Annotated in this window: 15 protein-coding genes; 11 read left to right on the top strand and 4 right to left on the bottom strand. The window is 69.0% G+C overall.

Annotated elements, in window-relative coordinates; genetic code table 11:
• Window positions 1–7: 7 nt before the first annotated feature.
• Entirely contained in the window at window positions 8–1,297 is a 1,290-nt protein-coding gene (locus tag IMT31_RS03165) for a hypothetical protein (RefSeq protein WP_345355564.1), read from the bottom strand.
• A gap of 230 nt (window positions 1,298–1,527) precedes the next feature.
• Between IMT31_RS03165 and mtrA the strand changes: the two genes are divergently transcribed.
• The 7 genes from mtrA (at window position 1,528) to secA (ending at window position 11,743) form a co-directional block, all read left to right on the top strand.
• Window positions 1,528–2,205, top strand: coding sequence for an MtrAB system response regulator MtrA (gene mtrA, locus IMT31_RS03160; protein ID WP_345355567.1), 678 nt, complete (start codon window positions 1,528–1,530; stop codon window positions 2,203–2,205).
• A 1-nt stretch (window position 2,206) separates the two neighbouring features.
• Window positions 2,207–4,030, top strand: a complete 1,824-nt coding sequence (gene mtrB / locus IMT31_RS03155; protein ID WP_345355570.1) for an MtrAB system histidine kinase MtrB — start codon at window positions 2,207–2,209, stop codon at window positions 4,028–4,030.
• The gene (locus tag IMT31_RS03150; protein ID WP_413543729.1) at window positions 4,030–5,772 is read left to right on the top strand and encodes an LpqB family beta-propeller domain-containing protein; all 1,743 of its coding nucleotides are present in this window, start codon (window positions 4,030–4,032) and stop codon (window positions 5,770–5,772) included. Before mtrB ends, IMT31_RS03150 begins: the two co-directional genes overlap by 1 nt.
• Window positions 5,773–5,860: 88 nt before the next feature.
• Window positions 5,861–6,706, top strand: a complete 846-nt coding sequence (locus tag IMT31_RS03145; RefSeq protein ID WP_413543728.1) for a ComF family protein — start codon at window positions 5,861–5,863, stop codon at window positions 6,704–6,706.
• 164 nt (window positions 6,707–6,870) lie between these two features.
• Window positions 6,871–7,551, top strand: a complete 681-nt coding sequence (hpf, locus tag IMT31_RS03140; protein WP_413543727.1) for a ribosome hibernation-promoting factor, HPF/YfiA family — start codon at window positions 6,871–6,873, stop codon at window positions 7,549–7,551.
• Window positions 7,552–7,708: 157 nt separating this feature from the next.
• Window positions 7,709–8,878 (top strand): winged helix-turn-helix domain-containing protein, encoded by a 1,170-nt coding sequence (locus IMT31_RS03135; RefSeq protein WP_413543726.1) that lies wholly within the window; start codon window positions 7,709–7,711, stop codon window positions 8,876–8,878.
• A gap of 105 nt (window positions 8,879–8,983) precedes the next feature.
• Window positions 8,984–11,743 (top strand): preprotein translocase subunit SecA, encoded by a 2,760-nt coding sequence (gene secA, locus IMT31_RS03130; protein ID WP_413543725.1) that lies wholly within the window; start codon window positions 8,984–8,986, stop codon window positions 11,741–11,743.
• A 20-nt stretch (window positions 11,744–11,763) separates the two neighbouring features.
• Here secA and IMT31_RS03125 read toward each other — a convergent pair whose 3' ends face one another.
• Together IMT31_RS03125 and IMT31_RS03120 are read right to left on the bottom strand one after the other, a co-directional pair.
• Window positions 11,764–12,318, bottom strand: coding sequence for an Rv3235 family protein (locus IMT31_RS03125; RefSeq protein ID WP_413543724.1), 555 nt, complete (start codon window positions 12,316–12,318; stop codon window positions 11,764–11,766).
• A 93-nt stretch (window positions 12,319–12,411) separates the two neighbouring features.
• Entirely contained in the window at window positions 12,412–13,272 is an 861-nt protein-coding gene (locus tag IMT31_RS03120) for a LysM peptidoglycan-binding domain-containing protein (RefSeq protein ID WP_413543723.1), read from the bottom strand.
• A 253-nt stretch (window positions 13,273–13,525) separates the two neighbouring features.
• Here IMT31_RS03120 and IMT31_RS03115 point away from each other — a divergent pair, with 253 nt between their 5' ends.
• Entirely contained in the window at window positions 13,526–14,089 is a 564-nt protein-coding gene (locus IMT31_RS03115) for a hypothetical protein (RefSeq protein WP_413543722.1), read from the top strand.
• Here the strand turns inward: IMT31_RS03115 and IMT31_RS03110 are convergent.
• Window positions 14,071–14,301 carry a helix-turn-helix domain-containing protein gene (locus tag IMT31_RS03110; protein ID WP_345355593.1) on the bottom strand — a complete coding sequence of 77 codons (231 nt, stop codon included), beginning with the start codon at window positions 14,299–14,301 and terminating at the stop codon, window positions 14,071–14,073. The genes IMT31_RS03115 and IMT31_RS03110 overlap by 19 nt on opposite strands.
• 192 nt (window positions 14,302–14,493) lie before the next feature.
• Here IMT31_RS03110 and IMT31_RS03105 point away from each other — a divergent pair, with 192 nt between their 5' ends.
• The 3 genes from IMT31_RS03105 (at window position 14,494) to IMT31_RS03095 (ending at window position 21,803) form a co-directional block, all read left to right on the top strand.
• Complete coding sequence (locus IMT31_RS03105; protein WP_413543721.1) at window positions 14,494–15,132, top strand: flagellar biosynthesis protein FlgA; 639 nt, start codon at window positions 14,494–14,496, stop codon at window positions 15,130–15,132.
• Window positions 15,133–15,140: 8 nt separating this feature from the next.
• Window positions 15,141–16,736 (top strand): ATPase, encoded by a 1,596-nt coding sequence (locus IMT31_RS03100; RefSeq protein WP_413543720.1) that lies wholly within the window; start codon window positions 15,141–15,143, stop codon window positions 16,734–16,736.
• Between the two features lie 159 nt (window positions 16,737–16,895).
• Window positions 16,896–21,803, top strand: a complete 4,908-nt coding sequence (locus tag IMT31_RS03095; RefSeq protein WP_413543719.1) for an NAD-glutamate dehydrogenase — start codon at window positions 16,896–16,898, stop codon at window positions 21,801–21,803.
• The last annotated feature ends 5 nt before the right edge of the window (window positions 21,804–21,808 follow it).

The following is a 21,808-nucleotide window of genomic DNA, read 5'->3' as shown; positions in this document are numbered from 1 at the left end:
TCCGGTCTCAGGATCCGGCGGGTCCTGCAGCCGGACGTCCCGGGACCAGGTGATCCGTGCCGGCCGCGGTCTGAACGTCCTGGACGGTGCTGAACCGGGCGTCGTCGCTCAGGCCGGCGGCGTCGGCCGCCGCGGCGAGGTCCAGGTCGAAGCTCTCCTGCCGGATCCGGTAGTCGGTGTAGAGCAGGGCCACGAGGCAGGCGGTGTACACGGTGGACAGGGCGTTGACCAGGGAGGTCGCGGCCACGCTGACGAGTGTCCAGCCCCGGGCGGAGTCCACGGCCATCTCGGCCGAACCGGTCTCGTCGAAGGGAGCGAAGACGCTGCCGACCATGGACAGCGGGGTGGTGATGATGGAGGCGACCACTCCCACGATGAGGCCGACCAGGAGGATGATGCCGAAGGTGCGCCACCAGTGCCCACGCGTCAGGGTCCAGGACCGGCCGAGTGCCCTGACAGGTGACTTCAGCTCCACAGCGGAGGCGGCCGCCGCGAGCAGGAACTTGACGTACAGCCAGACACCGACCACCACGCCGCCGACGGTGAGCACGAACAGCAGGATCCCCATCACCGCGGCCAGGCCGGCGTCCTCGTTGGCCGCGGCGATGACCAGGCCCACCACCACGGCGGTGAACAGCAGGATCAGGATGAACGAGGCCACGAGGTACAGCATGCCGAGGCCGAGCAAGGACCACAGCTGGCGGCCGGTGAGCCGCCAGGCCTGGCCGAGGGACGTCTTCAGCCCCGCGGCGGAGCGCAGGACGACGACGGCCAGGACACCGTGCGCCACCAGACCTGCCAGCCCGGCCAGGAGGGCGCCGACCGCGAACAGTGCGAGGGACCCGAACAGTGGCCCGAGGACTTGGAATGCCGTCGAGTCCTGGAGGAACGGATCCACGCCCGACTGCTCCATGCGCACGATGTCATTGACCACGTCGAACATCAGGTTGGTGCCCACGAGGGCGACCGCGATCTCGATCAGGGCCACGATCAGCGCGGTGCCCACCACGGCGGCGGCGTTGCGCCGGATGACGGCGAAGGAACCGCTGAGCAGGTCACCGAGTGCCAACGGCGTCAGGGGAATGATCCCGGGCCGGCGCGAGGCGGCGTGGAAGCCGGGATACGGCCCGCCCTGACCCCCCGGGCCGTACGGGCTCTGCTGGGTCGGTTGGCCATAGGCCCCATAGGGGTTCTGACCGGAGGCCGGCCGGTCGTAGGGGGACTGACCATAGGGGGACTGGCCGACCTGCCCCCAGGGATCCCGGTGGTCGTCGTTCGGGTATCGGTTCTGGTCCAACGGAAGGTCCCCCTGAAGGTACTGCGGTCCGGCGCTTGCACCGTTGGTGGTCCGGCCACTCCCGGCGCGGCGCGCCATGTGTCGTCCCCGACTATATCGGCCGCATCCGCGCTGGTCGGATAAGGTGTAACGGATGGCCGGTCGGGCCGGTCCGCACGGACCACCGGGCGGCGGCGTCGGATGGTGGAAGCCCTCCGGTGGGAACTTCGTTGAAGGGGAGGACCATTCCTGTGAAGGCCAGAATTCTCGTGGTCGATGACGACGAGGCACTGTCGGAGATGATCGGCATCGTGCTGCGCAATGACGGCTTTGAGCCGACGTTCTGCGCGGACGGCTCACAGGCGTTGGAGATGTTCCGGTCCACCCGGCCCGAGCTGGTCCTGCTGGACCTGATGCTTCCCGGCATGGACGGCATCGAGGTCTGCCAGGCCATTCGGGCAGAGTCCGACACCCCGATCGTCATGCTGACCGCCAAATCGGACACCTCGGACGTGGTGCGCGGTCTCGAGGCCGGCGCCGACGACTATGTCCCCAAGCCGTTCAAGCCGGCCGAACTGGTGGCGCGTGTTCGGGCCCGGCTGCGCGAGGGCGATACCCGTGCCCCGGAGACCCTGACGATCGCGGACCTGACCATCGACGTGGCCGGACACCAGGTCACCCGTGGGGACGGGTCCATCCCACTCACGCCCTTGGAGTTCGATCTCCTGGTGGCGCTGGCCCGCAAGCCCTGGCAGGTCTTCACCCGGGAGATGCTCCTGGAGGAGGTCTGGGGCTACCGTCACCAGGCGGACACCCGGCTGGTCAACGTGCACGTTCAGCGGCTGCGCTCCAAGGTGGAGCGGGATCCGGAGAACCCGGAGGTCGTGCTGACGGTCCGCGGAGTCGGCTACAAGGCCGGTCAGAGCTGAGTTGACCACGGCCACCGCCGGTGCCCCCGAGCAGGCGGACACCGTTGCCGCCGGCTCGGACGCGGGGGTCGGGGCCCGGTTCGGCTCCCTGCTCACCGGGTGGTTCTCCGCCGCACGGCGCCGATGGACCGCCTCCCTGCAGCTCCGCACGGTGGCGATCACCGCTGTGCTCACCCTGGTGGCCGCCGGGGTGCTGGCACTGTTCCTGACCCAGCAGATCACCTCCGGACTGTTCCAGTCCCGGTTCGACCAGGTCGAGGCCGAGTCCAACCGCGGGCTGAACCAGGCGCGGTCCATCTTCGACAACGCCAACACCAACGACTCTGAGACCACCGACCTGCTGGTCACCAACACCCTGAACCAGCTGGCAGGGGAGACGGGGGCCACGGTGGTGCGGGACATGGTCCTGGTGCCCCTCGAGGACAGCCAGAACCTCTTCGTGGGCCCCAAGTCCAGTTCCGGACTGTCCGCGGAGGTGATCCCTGCAGAACTCTCCGCTGCCGTCCAGAACGGCAGCGGCACCTACTGGCGGTCCATCGGCCTGCCCGCCGAGGACGGCGGCACCAGCCCGGGGTTGGCCTTCGGCACCCAGGTGACCCTGCCGCCGGGAAACATCTACGCGCTGTACATGGTGTATGACCTCTCCAGCGTGCAGGACACCTTGGACTACCTGATGCGAGTTCTCGTGGTGGCCGGCGCCATGCTGGTGATGATGAACTCCCTGATCGCCGTCTACGTCACCCGGTCCGTGGTCCGGCCGGTGGGTCAGGCCGCCTCGGCAGCCGAGACGCTGTCCTCAGGGGACCTGTCCGTGCGGATGCCCGTGCAGGGCGAGGACGAGATGGCCCGGCTGGGGACCTCTTTCAACCGGATGGCGGACAACATCCAGGACCAGATCACTCAGCTGGCGGAACTGTCCCAGATGCAGCAGCGGTTCGTCTCCGACGTCTCCCACGAGTTGCGGACGCCCCTGACCACGGTTCGGATGGCGGCAGAGGTGCTGTACGACTCGCGTGACGAGTTCGATGCGATCAACCGCCGATCCACGGAGTTGCTCTACCACCAGGTGGAGCGCTTCCAGGCCTTGCTGGCGGACCTGTTGGAGATCACCCGATTCGACGCGGGCGCGGCCACGATGGCCCCGGAGAAGACGGACATCCTGCACCTGGTCACCGACGTGGTCCTGACGGCGCAGCCCCTGGCGCACAAGGCCAACACCGCGGTGTACGTGGTTCCCGTGGGCGCCGAGGTCAACGCCTACGTGGACCCCCGTCGCATCGAGCGCATCGTGCGCAATCTCGTCAACAACGCCATCGAGCACGGCGAGTCGCGTCCCGTGGACGTGATCGTCGGCGGCAACGAGCAGGACGTGGCCGTGGTGGTCCGGGACCACGGCATCGGGATGTCCGAGGAACAGGCCTCCCACGTCTTCGACCGCTTCTGGCGCGGAGACCCTGCGCGGGCCCGGACCACGGGGGGATCGGGGCTGGGGCTGTCGATCGCTGCGGAGGACACGCGGCTGCACAACGGGAGGTTGGACGCCTGGGGGCACCTGGGTGACGGGTCGGCCTTCCGCCTGGTCATCCCGCGCGCCAGCGGGGCCACGGTGGGCGAGGACTCCCCGCTGGCGCTTCCCCCGGTGTATGACGAGTCCCAACGCCGGCTTCCGTCGGATCTCGAGAGCATCGAGCCGCTACCGCTGACCGGCGAGGTCCTGCCGGACCGCGTCCAGGAGCAGTCGCTGTACCGGCCGCGCGCGGAACCGCTGGAGTCCACGGTCTCCCCGGAGGATGCGTCCAACGCCCCGGAAGAGGAGGAATCCTGATGACGGCTTCCCAGTCGGCGGGCATCACCCGTGTGCTGCGCTCCCGCGGGCCGATGGCCGTGCTCTGCGCCGTGTTGATGGCGGGGCTGCTGCTGGTCAGCGGTTGCGCCCATCTGCCCCAGAGCGGGCCGGTGGGTACCTCGGATCCGCTGCCCGGTGCCGAGAGCCAGATGAACTACTCCTTCACTCCAGCCGGCCCCGCTCAGGACGCGAGCCCCGAGGAGATCATCCGCGGGTTCCTCAATGCGGGCACCGGCATCCAGGACGACTACGCCACCGCGCGGGAGTTCTTGACGGAGGACGCTGCCACGTCCTGGAACCCAGAGGCCAGGACGCTGGTGTACCACGAGGCCCCCACCGTGGTGCCCTCGGCCGAGGACAGCCAGTACGAGGTCCAGATGGAGGTGGACTCGGTGGTGGACGAGCGGGGGATCATGAACCGCATGCCAGCGAACACCTCGGAGGCCGTGGGCTTCGAACTCACCCAGGTGGACGGACAGTGGCGGATCGCCCAGGCGCCCGGGGGCAGCATGCTCGAGACGGCCCAGTTCCGTGCCCTCTTCGCGTCCCACGAGCTGTACTTCTATGACCAGTCCTACACCTATGCGGTGCCGGACCTGCGGTGGTTCCTGAACCGCAGCGGGACGGCGGCGGACATCGTCGGGGCACTGATGGACGGTCCGTCCCCCTACCTGGACGGGGCGGTCAAGACTGCCTTCCAGTCAGGGTCCGAGCTGTCCCGTCCCTCCGTGCCGGTCAGCGGCGGTCTGGCGAAGGTCGATCTGACCTCCCAGGCGGTCGAGAGCGCGGACCCGCTGACCCGCCAGCGCATGCAGCAGCAGCTCGAGCTGACACTGGACGGGCTCAACAGTGTCTCCGGTGTGGAGATGTCCGTGGACCTGAATCCCCTGGACCTGGGCGAGGTGCCGGAGAGCTTCGATCCTGCCACGATCAACCCGGGGGTGGGATCAACGCAGGTGGCCGTGGCGGACGGCGAACTGGTCTACTTCGAGGGCGACGCCACCGTCCCCGTCGGGGGACTGCAGACCGAGTTGGAGGGCACACCCGTGGACCCGGCCATGAGCCTGGATGGCACCATGTTCGCCTTCCTCAATGAGGACCGTACCCGGATGATCACCGCCGGTACTGACGGTTCCCAGCAGCCCGAGGTCGAGGGTGAGGAGCTGACCCGGCCGAGTTTCGACTCCTCCGGCTGGATCTGGACCGTGGACCATGCCAACGGCACCCGCATCATGGCGTTGGAGGCCACGGATCAGGGGGAGGCCTCCCGGGAGATCAGCGCCGAGTGGCTCGGAGACCGTACCGTCAGTGCGCTGCGGATCTCGCGGGACGGCACCCGGGCGGCGATCGTGGCCGGCGAGGGGGACTCCGCCCACCTGTACCTCGCCGGTGTCATCCGCGACTCCGAGGGCGTGCCGCGTGGCCTGGGCTCTCCCGTGCGCCTGGAGCCGACCGTCCCGGTCAACGACGTCAACTGGCTCTCCGACCAGGAGCTGCTCGTGGCCGCCACCAGCTCCGACTCCTCGGTGGAGGCACAGACCATCGGACTGGACGGATCGCTCGTCACCCACCGGCCGCTGCTCGGGATGACGGGTTTCTCCACGGGGCCGGGCGACAACCCGGTCTACGCCGAGACGGCCGAGGCCGTGCACACCCTGGCCGGCTCCACCTGGCGGTCCCAGGCGGGTGCCCTGGCCCAGGACCTGGCCTTCCCGGGCTGAACCATTCTCGACCGGGTTCCGGGCGTTTCGTCCACAGCTGGTCCGCCCGCGGCAGCTGCCCGTCGGGGCGCAGCCGCAGACTGGCACCATGGACACCCGTCAGCGCCTCGCCACCCTGCTCGACTCCGCCGTGCACACCCGGACCGCACGGTCGCTGGCCTCGGCGTCCCGCGAACTGACCGGGCTGCTCCTGCCGAGCCTCTGCGTCCTGTGCGGTGATCGGGACGGGGCCGTGTGCCCCGAATGCGCCCCCGGCCTGGCGGCCGAAACGCGGCAGCCGTTCCGGGCCGAACGAGGCGCGGCCGCACTGCCCCTCCGGTTCATCGAGCAGGGCCCCGCTCCGGTACCCGTGGTGGCGGCGGCACGCTACGGTGCCGAGGCGTCCCGAGCGTTGCTGGCCTTCAAGGACCACGGGCGGAGTTCGGTGGCGCGGTTCCTGCGGCCGGCCGTGTACCGCGCCCTGGAGGCCGTACCCGAGCTGTTGGGCCTCACCGGACCGTTCACCCTGGTTCCGGTCCCGGGGAGTGCCGCCGGATTCCGCCGCCGGGGTATCGACCCCGTGGAGGAGTTGCTGCGCGGGCCTCTGCCGCGCGGTTGGATGGCCGCGCGGGGCTGGGTGTCGCACCGGAGGCCCTCACCGCCGGCCGTGGTGCGGCAGCGGACGAGCCATGCCGGGACGGGGTCGCGGCAGCGCCGATCCGTGGCCCGAGACCGGTTCCGCCCCACTCACCGCCTGACCGCAGGGTTCGTGGGATCTGCTCGGCACGAGCGACCTACCGTGGTGGTCTTCGACGATGTCATGACCACGGGATCGACCCTCTCGGCCATGTGGAGGGCCCTCGAGCTCGGCGGGATCAGTCCGGCCGGGGCCGTGGTCCTTGCCTCGGTGGCCCCACCGGGTGCCGTAGGTGATGAAGGTCTTAACTCCGGGTGAAGATCGTACTAGGGTGAGCCCAACGGAACCCCCGGGGCTCCGTATCCGGCGGCAGGAAGGAGTAGTTCTTCCCGCCGCCGATGTGCATTTAAGGGTGGTCTCACCACCGCCTGCGGATCGCACGCCACATGTTCGCAAAGCCGTCAGGCTCCTAGGAGGACATCATGACCATGGACGTCAGCTACGTTGCCCGCAACGTCTCCATCCCGGACCGCTTCCGGGACTACGCCCAGGAGAAGTTCAGCAAGATCGAACAGCTGTCCACTCGGGCTCAGAGGCTGGAGATCAAGGTCACCCAGCAGTCCAATCACCGACATTCGGCCGAGAAGCTCACGGTGGAGCTGACGGTCCAGGGGAAGGGCAAGGTCATCCGCGCGGAGGCCCAGGCTGATGACAAGTTCGCGGCATTCGATCTGGCGTTCGGCAAGCTCCTGGAGCGACTGCGCCGACTGCGCGACCGGCAGAAGGACCGCCACCAGAAGAGGGTGTCCGTGGCGGACGCCACGGCCGTCCTGCCACCGGTCGAGCCGGGACAGTCCCTCGTGGAGCAGGTCATGGCCGATCAGGCCGCCGAGGCGCACGCTGAAGAGAACGGCCATGACGAGGGACCGGTGCGGATCCGCAAGAAGATCTTCCCTGCCACGCCCGTGACCGTGGATGACGCCGTGGATGCCATGGAGCTCGTGGGTCACGACTTCTACCTCTTCATCGACTCGTCGAGCGGCCGGCCCTCCGCCGTGTACCGGCGCAAGGGCTGGAGCTACGGCGTCATCACCCTGGACGCCGAACACCCGGATGCCGAGGTCCAGGAGGAGGACATCGACTATCGCGCCGCAACCGTCTGACGCCGCGGCTCGGCGCCTCGGCCAGGGACCGCCCCGCCCCGAGGGGCGGGGCGGTCCCGTGATGGGACACTCCGAGGCCCGCCGGGCCGCTCTCGCGGCGCAGCAACTCCATCGACCCCGCCCTCCGGGCCCTCCCGGTGCCCGAACCGTGCGGGCCGTGGCGGATCGGCTCAGCGTGCTGCAGGTGGACTCCGTCAACGTGCTGGCCCGCGCCCACTACCTCCCCGTGTACAGCCGGCTGGGCCCCTATGACCCTGCCCTGCTGGACCGCATGTCCCACCAGAGCCCCCGCAGCTGGACCGAGTACTGGGCACACGAGGCCTCCCTGGTGCCCACCCGGCTGCGGCCCGCACTGGTCGCCGTGCAGCGCCGCACCTGGATGTCCGCCACGGACGTCGAGGAGGCCCTGCGGGCGGCCCTCTCGGAACGGATCCTTGAGCTGCTGCAGACCTCGCGACCACTGACGGCACGGCAGGTCGAGGCCCGTCTGGGCGACCACGGACGCCACGAGGGGCACTGGGGGTGGAACTGGTCCGTGGTCCGTCGTGTCCTTGAGGACCTCTTCGCCTCGGGGAGGATCGCCAGTGCGGGCCGCAACGCCCAGTTCGAGCGCCGCTTCTTTCCCGTCATCCGGCTCACGGAAGATACGGCGGCACCCGACCCGGACGTGGCCGCCGTGGAACTCGTCCGAGCCGCCTCCCGGGCCCTGGGCGTGGCCACGGAAGCCTCGCTCGCCGACTACTACCGGATTCCCGTCAGGGCCGCGCGGACCGCTGCCCATCAACTGCACCGCGAGTCAGTCCTCGAGCCGGTGCGCCTGCCCGCACCTGGAGGCAAGACCGTGCCGGCCTGGCGGCATGCCGGGGCCACGGTGCCCCGGGCAGCCACCGGCCGCGCACTCGTGAGTCCCTTCGATCCGCTCGTGTTCCACAGGCCCCGGGTCCAGGCCCTGTTCGGTGTGCGGTACCGCCTGGGGATCTACACGCCGGCCCCACAACGAACGAGGGGCTACTATTCGCTGCTGTTCCTGCTGGGGGAGCGGCTGGCCGCCCAGATCGATCTCAAGGCGGACCGTGCGGCACGGCTGCTGCTGGTGCGTGGGGCATGGGCCGAGGATCCGGAGGAGGTCCCCGGTGACCCCGAGGCCAACCGGAGGACTCTGAGGAGCCCGCGCGCCGGCGTCGGGCAGGTGGCCTCCGAGCTGGCCGCAGAACTGGCGGAACTGTCCCGGTGGCTGGGACTGGAGGAGACGGTGCTGGACGCGGCCGCCGATGGCGACCTGGCCGGTGAGCTACGCCGTACCTTGAGGAAGCTCCCAGTCTTATGACCGTAGACTGTACTGGTATCCCCGCGGCCACCGGCCCATCCGGGATTCCAGAGCGCAATGCATACCGAAGCACCCGGCGGACCGGGGAACAGGGAGTCAAGGCACGTGGCATCTTTCATCGAACGAATCCTGAAGACCGGGGACAAGAAGGTCCTCAAGCAGCTCAGGGGATTCGCTGACGCCATCAACGTCCTCGAGGACGAGTTCCGTCAGATGTCCGACGCCGAGTTGCGCGGTGAGACCGAGACCTTCCGAGAGCGGATCGCTGCCGGCGAAACATTGGACTCACTGTTGCCCGAGGCTTTCGCGGCCGTGCGGGAGGCCTCCGGCCGCACCCTGGGCCAGCGTCACTATGACGTGCAGCTGATGGGTGGGGCCGCCCTCCACCTCGGGAACATCGCCGAGATGAAGACCGGTGAGGGCAAGACCCTGGTGGCCACGGCTCCGGCGTACCTCAACGCCTTGAGTGGCAATGGCGTGCATGTCATCACCGTCAATGACTACCTGGCCAGCTACCAGTCCGAGCTGATGGGCCGGGTGTTCCGCTTCCTCGGTCTGGAGACCGGTGTGATCGTGGCGAACCAGGACCCGGCCACCCGCCGTGCCCAGTACGCCGCGGACATCACCTACGGGACCAACAACGAATTCGGCTTCGACTACCTGCGGGACAACATGGCGTGGTCCAACGAGGAGTTGGTCCAGCGCGGACACCACTTCTGCATCGTCGATGAGGTCGACTCCATCCTCATCGACGAGGCCCGCACGCCACTGATCATCTCCGGACCGGCCCAGGGTGACGCCTCCCGCTGGTACACCGAGTTCTCCAAGCTGGTCCGCAAGTTGACCCTGGACGAGGACTACGAGGTCGACGAGAAGAAGAAGACCGTCGGCGTGCTTGAGCCGGGCATCGAGAAGACCGAGGACTGGCTGGGCATCACGAATCTCTACGAGTCCGCCAACACGCCGCTGATCCAGTACCTGAACAACGCCATCAAGGCCAAGGAACTGTTCAAGAAGGACAAGGACTACGTCGTGTTGAACGGCGAGGTCAACATCGTGGACGAGCACACGGGGCGCGTGCTGGCCGGCCGCCGCTACAACGAGGGCATGCACCAGGCCATCGAGGCCAAGGAGGGCGTGCAGATCAAGGCGGAGAACCAGACCCTGGCCACCGTGACGCTGCAGAACTACTTCCGCCTCTACGAGAAGCTCTCCGGCATGACCGGCACGGCGGAGACCGAGGCCGGCGAATTCATGTCCACCTACAAGCTCGGCGTGGTGGTCATCCCCTCCAACAAGACCAAGCAGCGGCTGGACCAGACCGACCTGATCTACAAGAACGAGGTCGCCAAGTTCGATGCGGTGGTCAAGGACATCGCCGAGCGGCATGAGGCTGGCCAACCCGTGCTCGTGGGCACGACGTCTGTGGAGAAGTCCGAGTACCTCTCCAAGCTGCTGGCGAAGAACGGTGTCCGGCACGAGGTGCTCAACGCCAAGAACCACGCCCGTGAGGCAGCGATCGTCGCTCAGGCGGGTCGCAGGGGCGCCGTCACCGTGGCCACCAATATGGCTGGCCGCGGTACCGACATCATGCTCGGTGGCAACGCCGAGCACAATGCGGTGGCCGAGATGCAGAAGCGTGGTCTGGACCCCGTGGAGGACGCGGAGCAGTACGAGGAGCAGTGGGACGAGGTCCTGGCCGCGGCGCAGGAGCACGTCAGGAAGGAGCATGAGGAGGTCCTCGAGCTGGGCGGCCTGTACGTGCTCGGCACCGAGCGTCACGAGTCACGACGGATCGACAACCAGCTGCGGGGCCGCTCCGGACGTCAGGGTGATCCGGGAGAGTCGCGCTTCTACCTCTCACTGACCGATGACCTGATGCGCCTGTTCAACCCAGGAGCGGCATCCCGCATCATGAACTCGGCCTCGGTCCCCGATGACATGGCACTGGAGTCCAAGATGGTCTCCGGCGCCATCCAGAACGCCCAGCAGCAGGTGGAGTCACGCAATACCGAGCAGCGCAAGAACGTGCTCAAGTATGACGACGTGATGAATCGCCAGCGAGAGGCGATCTACACCGACCGCCGCCAGATTCTCGAGGGTGAGGACCTGCAGGAGAAGATCCAGCACTTCCTGGAGGACTCCGTGTCCGCCATGGTGGACGAGGTCACCGCCACCGGCCACGCCAGCGAGTGGGACCTGGACCAGCTGTGGACGGACCTGAAGCAGATGTATCCCGTGGGTGTCTCCGCCGAGGAGATCGTGGAGGAGGCCGGGGGCCCGGCCAAGCTCAAGGGCGAGGACCTCAAGCGGGAACTGGTCTCGGACGCGAAACTGGCCTACGAGGACCGCGAACGGGCCATTGGCCCGGAGTCCCTGCGTGAGCTCGAGCGCCGCGTGGTGCTCTCAGTGATCGGCCGCAAGTGGCAGGAGCACCTCTACGAGATGGACTACCTCAAGGAGGGAATCGGCCTGCGGTCCATGGCCCAGCGAGATCCCCTGGTGGAGTACCAGCGCGAGGGGTATCTGATGTTCCAGTCCATGATGGAGGCCATCCGGGAGGAGTCCGTCGGCTACCTGTTCAACCTCGAGGTCCAGAGCGCCCCGGCACCGACGTCCCTGCCCGGTGTCCAGGACGCCCGGTCCGCGACCATGACCCCGGTATTGAACGTCAAGGGCCTGGACGCCCCACGTCAGCCGTCCACCCTGCGATTCTCTGCCCCGTCTGATTCGGGGGACGTCACCACGCAGGTACGCCGGACCGACGGCGGAACCGGCCAGAACGGTTCCCAGGGGGTACCGGCGAAGGATGCCGCCAACGCGTCACGTGGTGACGGCCGGAAGTCCAAGAAGAGCCGCCGCTGACCGTCCGGTGATCCGGAACCTCACCCCAGCTCCAGGGCCGTGACCCTCCACCGCCTGCGATGTCTCTCGATGCGCAGGGCGATGGCCTTGGCTCGGTCCGGCATCTGAACGGTCGCACTGGCCTCGTAGACGTCCTCTCCGGACGGGCAGACCCTGGCGCCGAGCGCAGTGGGTGCCGCTGCGGCCTCCGCGGGGCCGGAGGGCCGGACTCGCTGGGCGAGTTCGGCGCGGCGCAACATCTTGCCGTAGGTCGGCAGATCAAGCCACGTGGACAGTTGGCGTGCCGGTCGTAGACCGAGCTCCGCCTCCACGCACGCCAGTGCCACGATTCGCGCCAACGATCTGACATGGCGTTCCTCCTCCCGGCGCAGCTCCTGCTGGGCGCGGTCCACAGTGCCGCGTCCGCTGTCTCGATGGGTCCGGGGCGTCCAGGCGGATCCCACCCGATCGGTGGAGCGCTGCAGGGGTGCCTGCGCGGTTCCCACCAGTGGTGGCCGGGACGCGGGGACGGGGGAGAGTGTCAGGCCCCCGGCCCGTTCCGGAGCCGGGGCTGGTGACGTGGAGAGGGTGGTCATGGTTCCTCCGGTTGTTCAACTGATGGGAAGCGATACGGGACGACGATGTGGGGAAGCGTTGGGGCAAGGGGACGATGAGTCGGGGGGCGCCCCCTAGTCGAAGGGCGGAGCCGTCAGGACCCATCCGGGTTGGAGCAGGTCGGCCTCCGGGCCGACGGTCTCCCGATTGTGCTCGTGCCATTGGCGCCAGCGACGGTCGATCTCCAGGTCCGTCGCCGCTGGGCCCAGCTCGTGGGAGGCGATGTCCCAGAGGCAGTCTCCCCGCCTGACCGTGACCGTGGATGCCTCGACTGCTGGGGGACGGGCTGTTCTCGTGGCACCAGGGCCGGCAGGGGCTGGCGTCTCCGGTGTCCACGTTGGCGTCGGCAGGCCGTGCTCCCCGGCGGGCTCAACCAATACCGAGGTCAGGAAACCGGAGGTGCCGTGCGGCCCAGACGGCACCTCGGGCGCCGGTGTGTAGGCGACGGGACTGGCCCCGGGGACGGGGAGCCAGCCAGCGTGGGGCACCACCTCCTGAACCGCCGCCACGGCAACCGTGGGGGCGGCCTCCGAGCCCTGCGGCGGCAGGCCGAGGGGGATTGCATCGGCGGCCCAGGCCCCGGGGGTCAGGAGGACGTTCGCTCCGAGCACCGAGGTGGCGACGCGTCGAAGGAACGCCGGGGACAGTCTCCGGCCGATGCGGGACAGGGGCGCCGAGTGCCACCGGTGGCCAGCGGCCGTCAGGCCAGCCCCCAGCACTGCCACGAACCACCACAAGGCGATGACGGCACCGGTGCCGGCGCAGAGGGAGGCCACGGAGCGCTCCACGAGTTGGATGCCGCCCCCGGCCGACGCACTGGCCAGTGCGCCGGTCCCGAACCACCACAGCAATGGTCCTGCTGCTGTGCACAACACGCTGAGGATCAGGTCCTCGACCCGCAGTGGCGGCCGGCGCTCTGCTGGACGTGCTCCCATGGTGTGCCCTCTCTTCGTCCCCGCAGCGTGTGACCGTTCGCGGCTACCAGTGAATGCCTCAAGACAACATCAGATGCCATTGGGTGTCAATAGATCGTTGATGATGTAGTAAAAGATACTTCCATGCCCTCAGGGCGCCATTCATCGTTTGCGACTGCATAGGAGCACGTTTGATGACGTTTGATGCTGTTTGATGCCATCTGGTGACGATCCGGAGGGCGACGCCGCCTGCGCTGCCCTCTAGGCTGAGCTCATGAGATGGGACGGGCTGTTCGCTGACCTCGAGGCTCAACTGGCCCACGGCCGATGGCAGGACACCGAGGCCGAGGCCGCCGAATTGACGCGCGGTGAGCGGGCGTCGGTCGCGCTGGCCGACCGACTGCGGGGGGCCCTCGGCGCTCCCCTGACCGTGCTGCTGATCGACGGTCAGCGCCTGCAACTGTCGGTCTCGACGGTGGGCTCGTCCTGGGTGGGTGGCTCAGACCGGACCGGGAGCCTCGTACTGAATCTGGATGCGGTGGCTGCGATCGACAGCCCGTTGCCCGTCACCGCCCCGCAGGACTCGCCCGGTCGGCGCAATCTGGGGGTCGGTTTCCTGTACCGGTCGCTGTCCCGAGCGCGGGCCGGCGTGGTGGTCTCAGGACTCGAGGGGCGTGTCCTCGGCGAGGGGACCATCGACCGGGTGGGCCTGGACCACCTGGATCTGGCGGTGCACCCGCGCGACGAGCAGCGGCGTGGCCGCAATGTCCGGGGACTCCGGGTGATCCCGTACGGCGCCATCCATCTGGTCCGCTCAGCTCACGCGTCCTCGGTCTGAGGGGCACCGGCCTTCCGCGCCTCCGCCTTGGCGGCCGCCTGGGCATAGAGGTCTTCGATGTACTCATCGAGCTTGACTTGCTCCACGCGCCACTGACCGCGGCCTCCGATCTGGATGGCCGGCAACTCTCCACTGCGCACCAGGGCCCGGACCTGGGTCATGGAGACCTGAAGTTCCTCGGCAACGTCGGTCAGGGTGAGGAAGCGCGGCATCGGTCCTCCGGGTCGGATCGGTCAGTGGTCGGCACCATCCTCCCACGGTTGGCAGGCGAGGGGGCCGTTGTCCACAGCACTCCCGCCATGACCGGGTTGTCCACAGGCGCCACGCGGCGCGGCCCGGCTTGGATAGTCTGGACCCGCATGGCGGTGGCGGACGGGCCACCCTGCTGACGAGGGAGGACAGGCGTGGAGGGGAAGAACACCGTGGAGGCGCCCCGTCTCGGCAGACCGGGGTGGAGGGACCCGAGACTGTTGGCCGGACTGTTGCTGGTCCTCCTGTCCGTGGCCGGGATCGTGGCGCTGGTGCAGTCCCTCGATTCCTCGGATGGCTATTGGGCCGCCGAGCAGGACCTGGTGCCTGGAGAGATCGTGGAGCCAGACCAGCTTGCGGTGGTGCAGGCCCGGCTCGGGGATGCCTCCGGGGATTACCTCCCGGCCGATGAACCATTTCCGGACCACTCCTCGGTGGTGGCCACAGTGCGCCAAGGCGAGTTGCTTCCCGCGGGGGCAGTGGCCGCGGCGGATCCCGAGGCCCGCCAGCCGATCTCCCTCACGGTGGACGACCCGCTGCCGGACGGCACGGGGGCCGGAGCCCGTGTGGACGTGTGGATCGCAGAGCGTGACGGCAGTCAGGACTATGCGGAGCCCGAGCTGGTGGCCCCCTCTGCCGAACTCGCCGAGGTCACGGAGGCATCCGGTTCATTCGGTGCGTCCGGAGGCGTCACCGTCCAGGTCCTGGTGGGGCCTGAACAACTGCCGCAGGTGCTGGACGCGAAGGGCAACGGCGCCCGCATCAGCGTGGTCCCCTCTCCCGTGGGCCGTTAGGAGGACGTATGCGCAGGGTCTCGGTGGCGACCACCCTCATGCCCGGCTACGACCACGTCTCGGGGCTCGAACGCCTCCGCGGCCCGGTCACGGTGGTCCGCCGGTGCGAATCCCTCGCCGAACTGATCTCGGTGGCCCGGGCCGGCCTGGCCGACGCGGTGCTGGTGGCCGGGGACACGGAGCAGGTCACCCTGACCTTCATGGACTCCCTCGCCGGCGAGGGGTGGGGCGGGCGGACGGTGGCCGTCGTCGCGCTGAGCGACGTGACCGAGGAACGCGATCGGTTGGCCCAGCTCGGCGTGCCGGTGGCCTCCCCGGAGGTGAGTCCACAGGACCTCGCCGCGCTGCTCTCGGATGCCACTGCACAGGCACCGGCGCGCACTCCGACCCCGTCCGGTCCTGAGGGGTTGACGCGCGGCCGGCGGTCCGCCTCGGAGCGGACACCGGCTCCGTCGTCGGGGCAGTCGCCCGGACTCCAGGGGGCAGAACAGGGTGGGCCCCCCGACGTGCCTGACCTGTCCGGCGTGCCCGTCATGCCCGAGGGGGCGGAGGACTCCGCGGGCGCGTTCCGCAACGGTCCGAGCGCTGTTCCGGACTCCACCCGAGACCGGGAGACGAGTCCTGGGAACAGGGCGGTGGTTCCGGACGGCGGCCATGCGGCCGCCGCGGACACGGGCCCCGAGCCAGCCTCTGAGCAGGACTCCACGTCGTTCACCGAGTCACCCTCCGGCCCGCCCAGGGTCACGGCGGTCTGGGGGCCGGCGGGAAGTCCGGGCCGGACCGTGGTGGCCGTGAACCTCGCGGTGGAGCTGGCCCTGGCCGGGCGAAGGACCCTGCTGGTGGACCTGGACACCTATGCGGCCTCGGCGGGAGCGCAGGTGGCCCTGTTGGAGGAGTCAGCGGGCATCGCCCAGGCCTGCCGGTTGGCGGACCAGGGCCGGATCTCGGCCGAGGGGGTGCAGCGCTCGGCCGTCCGGGCCCGGGTCGCCGGGACCACCCTGCAGGTCCTGACGGGGCTGACCCGGGCGGACCGCTGGCCCGAGCTGAGGCGGTCCGCCCTGGACGAGGTCCTGGCCGCGGCTGCCGCCGGCTGGGAGGAGGTCGTGGTGGACTGTGGATTCTGTCTGGAGCAGGACGAGGAGCTCAGCTTCGACATCCCGGCCCCCCAGCGGAACGCGGCCACGCTGGCGGGCCTGGCCGCAGCGGACCGCATCCTCGCCGTGGGGACGGGGGACCCTGTGGGTCTGCCTCGGCTCATCCACGGCCTGGACGAGCTGGGCCACCATGTGAACACCGGGACGGTGGTGGAGGTGGTGGTGAACCAGGTCCGAGCCGAGGCCTCGGGAACCGCTCCGCGGTCCCAGATCTCCGGGGTGGTGGAACGGTTCGGTGGCTCGTGGTCGGTGGCCGCCTTCCTGCCCTGGGATCGCCGGTCCCTCGACCGGGCGTTGCTGGGAGGGCAGGTGCTCGCTGAAGCCGCGCCCTCGTCCGCCCTGCGTCGGGCCATCGCCCGGCTGGCCGGCACCGCGTCGGGCGAGGGGTCCGCGGCGGGCGTGCGGGCCGGCGTCGTGCGTGGTGTGCGCCGGGTGCTCCGCCGAAGCTGAGTGAATCCGAAGGCGGTTCGTTGGCATGCCACTCCCGCTTTGACGAGCGGGCCGATAGGCTCGCACTGGTGGACCGACGACGTTCCACCCACACGGACCACTCCGGCACAGCCCGGGCGGCTCCGGTGCCGTTGCAGCGATGGAAGAGGACACCCCCAGATGTCATCGTCAACTCCCTTGTGGAGCGATCAGCAGGCCACCGACACCCCGGAGGCCACGGTCGATCTTGAAAGCCTGGCCAGTGCGTACTTCGAACACGTTTCCCCCGCCGACCTTTCCGAGCTGTCCTCGGACGATCGCCGGGAACTGGTCGGCCGTCATGTGTCGATGGCCCAGGAACGCGGCACCAGCGAGGCCGCCGTCACGGTGACGCCGAGCCGGCCCCACGGGTTCGTGCAGATCGTCCACGAGGACATGCCCTACCTGGTGGACTCGGTGACGAGCGAGCTGACCCGCCAGGGCCACGCCATCCGCATGGTGGCCCACCCGACCGTCATCACCCACAGAGACAAGGACTCCGGTCACCTCTCAGCGGTCCACCGCGTCCCTGCCCAGCACGGGACCGCCAGTGGTGACACCACCGCGGCGCTCGCCGACCTCGGCCCGCTGGTCGCCGGTGAAGGAGACCGGGCGGGTGTCGAGTCATGGATCGGCATCCAGACGGTGGGCCCCATGGACCAGGACGAGGCCGAGCGGCTGGAACGTGGTCTGCACGTGGTCCTCGCGGATGTGCGTGCGGCGATCGCGGACGCGGATCGGATGCGCTCGGCCGCCTTCACCGCGGCCAGGACCCTGGCGCATGACGCCCCGCACACCGTGGAGGGCGTGCGCGAAAGCAGCGCTCTGCTGAACTGGATGGAGGAGGGCCACTTCACGTTCACCGGCTACCGGGAATACCTGCTGCACAGCGGTGACAACGGGCAGGTGCTGGTCCCGGTGGAGGAGACCGGGCTCGGCATCCTGCGGAACCGGCCCACCACGCCGCCGGCCCCGCTCTCGATCGCCGGCCGCAACCAGATCGAGCGGCCCATCCCGCTGATCATCACCAAGGCGAACTCCCGCTCCCGCGTGCAGCGTTCCGCCTACATGGACTACGTGGCGGTGAAGACCTATGACCAGGACGGCAGGGTCACCGGAGAGCGCCGGTTCGTGGGCCTGTGGGACCCCAAGGCCTACTCGGTCTCGCTGGAGGACATCCCGCTGGTGCGGGAGAAGGCTGCCGCCGTGCTGCAACTGTCCGGCTTCCCCCAGGATTCGCACTCCGGGGCTGAACTCCAGCAGATCCTGGAGACCTACCCGCGTGACGAGCTGTTCCAGGTGGGGGTTGAGGAGCTGTGGGAGACGTGCCGGCAGATCCTGCAATTGCAGGAACGCCGCAGGACCCGGCTGTTCCTGCGCCCGGACACCTATGGCCGGTTCATGAATGCCCTCGTGTTCCTGCCGCGGGACCGCTACAACACGGATGTCCGCGGCCGGATCCAGGACGTGTTGCTCGAGGCCCTGGGCGGTGAGTCCCTGGATTTCCAGGTCCGGCTCACGGAATCAGTGCTCGCCCGGCTGTACTTCCGCATCCGGCTGCCCCGGGAGCGTGAGCGGAGCGCCCCGGTCGATGCGAAGGACCTCGAGAACCGTCTGGTCCGCGCCGTGCGGTCCTGGAAGGAGGGCGTGGACGAACAGGCCGTGGAGGCCTTTGGCGCCGACTCGGGGGTGGATGCCGCGCTCCTGTGGGACGAGGCCTTCCCTCCGGCGTACCGCGTGGCATACGAGATCGACAACGCACTGGAGGACATCGGCCGCTTCAACGGGCTGCCGGCAGACGGGGCACCCGTGGTCCACGTGGTCCCGGAGGACCAGGACGAGCGGTCCCGGGTCGCCGAGGAGCGGGTGACGGACATGAGCGTCGGCCGGATGAAGTTCTACTCGGACCGGCCCCGGACCCTCACGGAGGTGCTGCCCGTGCTGCAGAACCTCGGGCTGTCCGTGCTGGACGAGCGCCCCTTCGAGGTGAGGCCCGCGGACGGCCGCAAGTTCTACCTCTACGACTTCGCCCTGGGGTACCCGCTCGGCACGGAGAACGAATCCACGGCCGGCCTGTTGGAGGATGCCGTGGTGGCCGCCACCACGGGGGCCTCTGAATCCGATGCGCTCGACCGCCTGGTGCTCTTCCAGGGGCTCGACTCCCGGACGGTGGGCATGCTCCGGGCCTACGCGCAGTATCTGCGCCAGTTGGGCATGCAGAACTCCTTCGAGTTCATGGCGGACGCGCTGTTGGCCAACGAGTCGGTGACGCGGATCCTGATCGACTACTTCTTCACCCGCTTCGATCCCACGGCAGCGCAGGCCACGGACGACGACGGCCCGGTGGCGGGCGCTGCGCGGCAGCGGGCGCTGGAGCAGGTTCGCGAACAGGCCGATGAGGCACTGGACGCGGTGGCCACGCTGGACGCAGAGCGCGTGCTGCGCGGTTTCCTCACGGTCATGGAGGCCACCCAACGGACCAACTTCTTCCAGGGGCACCGGCGACTGAGCTTCAAGATCGCCACCGGGGAGATCCCGTTCGCCCCGCAGCCCCGCCCGGCGCGGGAGATCTGGGTCTATGACCCGGAGGTCGAGGGAGTGCACCTGAGGTTCGGCCCGATCGCCCGCGGCGGCCTGCGGTGGTCGGACCGACGGGAGGACTTCCGCACCGAGGTCCTGGGCCTGGTCAAGGCGCAGCAGGTCAAGAACGCCGTGATCGTGCCCACGGGGGCCAAGGGCGGTTTCTTCGCCAAGCGCCTTCCTGATCCCGCCACGGACCGGGGAGCCTGGATCGAGGCCGGCAAGCAGGCCTACCGGACGTTCATCCGTGGACTGCTGGACATCACCGACCAGCAGACTCGGACCCAGGAGGGCACCGTGCTCTCCACGCGGGAGCGGATCGTGCGCTATGACGGGGACGACGCCTACCTCGTGGTGGCCGCGGACAAGGGGACGGCATCCTTCTCCGACACCGCCAACGAGATCTCTGCCGAGTACGGGCACTGGTTGGGGGACGCCTTCGCCTCGGGCGGGTCCGTGGGTTACGACCACAAGGCGATGGGCATCACCGCCCGCGGCGCCTGGGAGTCGGTGAAGAGCCACTTCGCCTCCCTGGGCCGGGACACCCAGTCCGAGGACTTCGACGTGGTCGGGATCGGGGACATGTCCGGGGACGTCTTCGGCAACGGCATGCTGCTCTCGGAGCACATCCGATTGGTGGCGGCATTCAACCACCTGCACATCTTCCTGGACCCGGATCCGGACCCGGCCGTGTCCTTCGCCGAGCGGCAGCGTCTCTTCGCGCTGCCCCGGTCCTCCTGGTCCGACTACGATGCATCGCTCATCAGCCGCGGCGGCGGCGTCTACCACCGCACGGCGAAGTCGGTCCCGGTCACCCCCGAGGTCCGTGAGATGCTCGACCTGCCGGGGGCCACGGCAGAGCTGACGCCGAACGAGCTGCTGAAGGCCATCCTGAAAGCCCCCGTGGACCTGCTCTACAACGGCGGTATCGGAACCTATGTCAAGGGCGAGTCGGAGGTCCACGCCGAGGTGGGGGACCGGGCCAACAATGCCATCCGCATCAACGGCGGGGACCTGCGCGCCACCGTGGTGGGAGAGGGGGGAAACCTCGGGCTCACCCAGCGTGGCCGGGTCGAGGCCAGTCTGTCCGGCGTGTTGATCAACACCGACGCCATCGACAATTCGGCCGGCGTGGACTGCTCGGACCACGAGGTCAACATCAAGATCATGGTCGACCAGCTGGTCGCCACCGGGGAACTCGAGGCCTCCGAACGCTCCGGATTGCTCGAGTCGATGACGGAGGAGGTCGCGGACCTGGTACTGGCCACGAACGTGGACCAGAACACCCTGTTGCGCAATGACTCCCAGAAGGTCGCCGAGTGGCTGCCGAGCTTTGAGCGCCACATCCGGTGGCTCGAGGAGCAGGCGGACCTGGACCGTGACCTGGAGTACCTGCCGGACGACGAGGAGCTCGCCGAGCGCCTGCAGGACGGGCAGTCCCTGGCGACCCCGGAGCTGGCGGTGCTCGTGGCCTATGCGAAGACCAACCTGACCGAACAGCTGCTGGAGACCTCCCTCCCGGACGACCCGTGGTATGACCGGACGCTGGATGCCTACTTCCCCTCCGCCCTGCGCGAGCGGTTCGCCGGGCCGATCCAGCAGCACCCCCTGCGGCGCGAGATCATCGCGACCCTGGTGGCCAATGACGTGGTCAACACCGGCGGCACGACCTTCGTGTTCCGGGCCATGGAGGAGACGGGTGCAGACGCGGCCACGGTGGTGGCGGCCTACTCGGCCATGAAGGAGATCTACGGCTACGGGGACTACTTCGAGTCCATCCGGGCACTGCCGGCCAGAGTGGACGGCGAGTTCAAGGCGCGGGTCTACCTCGACGCCCGGCGGTTGCTGGACCGCGCCGTGCGGTGGCTGGTCAATCACCGGGCCGAGGGCGAGGGCATCGGCGAGGTGGTGGAGCTCTACGCCGAACCGCTGCAGTCCCTGGTGCAGGACCTTCCGGAGCTGTTGCGTGGCCAGGACGCAGAACGCTACGCCGAATGGCGGGACCGCTCCCTGGAGGCAGGTCTGCCCGAGGACCTGGCCCGCCGGCGTTCCGTGCTGTTCGAGTCCTTCGGCCTGCTGGACGTGGTCCGGATGGCGCGGCAGTCCGGCAGGGACCCTCGTCATGTGGCGGACGTGTACTTCCTGGTCTACGAGCGCTTCGACGCGGACGGGCTGCTCAACCAGATCACGGACCTGCCCCGCTCCGGCCGCTGGAAGGCTCTCGCCCGGGCTGCCATGAGGGAGGACCTCTACGCCCTGCTGCTCAGCGTCACCACCTCCGTCCTCGCTGAGGACCGGGACGTGTCAACGGGTGACGTGGGGGACCTTGTCACCGCCTGGGAGGCGGAGAACGCCACCCGCCTGCAGCGCGCCCAAGGCTTTCTGGAGGAGATCCGGGAATCAGACGCGAACGATCTCGCAGCACTCTCCGTGGCGTTGCGCCAACTGCGATCAGTCACGGCCCAGTAGAACAG

Source organism: Citricoccus nitrophenolicus, from assembly GCF_047305825.1.
Classification (GTDB): domain Bacteria; phylum Actinomycetota; class Actinomycetes; order Actinomycetales; family Micrococcaceae; genus Citricoccus; species Citricoccus nitrophenolicus.
The sequence above is the reverse complement of the archived record's forward strand: the minus strand, read 5'-3'. Positions and strand labels throughout refer to the sequence as shown.

Bases quoted from the DNA above. Each gene is read 5' to 3' on its own strand.
- IMT31_RS03095 (WP_413543719.1), top strand. From the start codon at position 16,896: ATGTCATCGTCAACTCCCTTGTGGAGCGATCAGCAGGCCACCGACACC.
- hpf (WP_413543727.1), top strand. From the start codon at position 6,871: ATGACCATGGACGTCAGCTACGTTGCCCGCAACGTCTCCATCCCGGAC.
- IMT31_RS03145 (WP_413543728.1), top strand. From the start codon at position 5,861: ATGGACACCCGTCAGCGCCTCGCCACCCTGCTCGACTCCGCCGTGCAC.
- IMT31_RS03150 (WP_413543729.1), top strand. From the start codon at position 4,030: ATGACGGCTTCCCAGTCGGCGGGCATCACCCGTGTGCTGCGCTCCCGC.
- IMT31_RS03100 (WP_413543720.1), top strand. From the start codon at position 15,141: ATGCGCAGGGTCTCGGTGGCGACCACCCTCATGCCCGGCTACGACCAC.
- IMT31_RS03110 (WP_345355593.1), bottom strand. From the start codon at position 14,301: ATGCCGCGCTTCCTCACCCTGACCGACGTTGCCGAGGAACTTCAGGTC.
- IMT31_RS03125 (WP_413543724.1), bottom strand. From the start codon at position 12,318: ATGACCACCCTCTCCACGTCACCAGCCCCGGCTCCGGAACGGGCCGGG.
- IMT31_RS03115 (WP_413543722.1), top strand. From the start codon at position 13,526: ATGAGATGGGACGGGCTGTTCGCTGACCTCGAGGCTCAACTGGCCCAC.
- IMT31_RS03120 (WP_413543723.1), bottom strand. From the start codon at position 13,272: ATGGGAGCACGTCCAGCAGAGCGCCGGCCGCCACTGCGGGTCGAGGAC.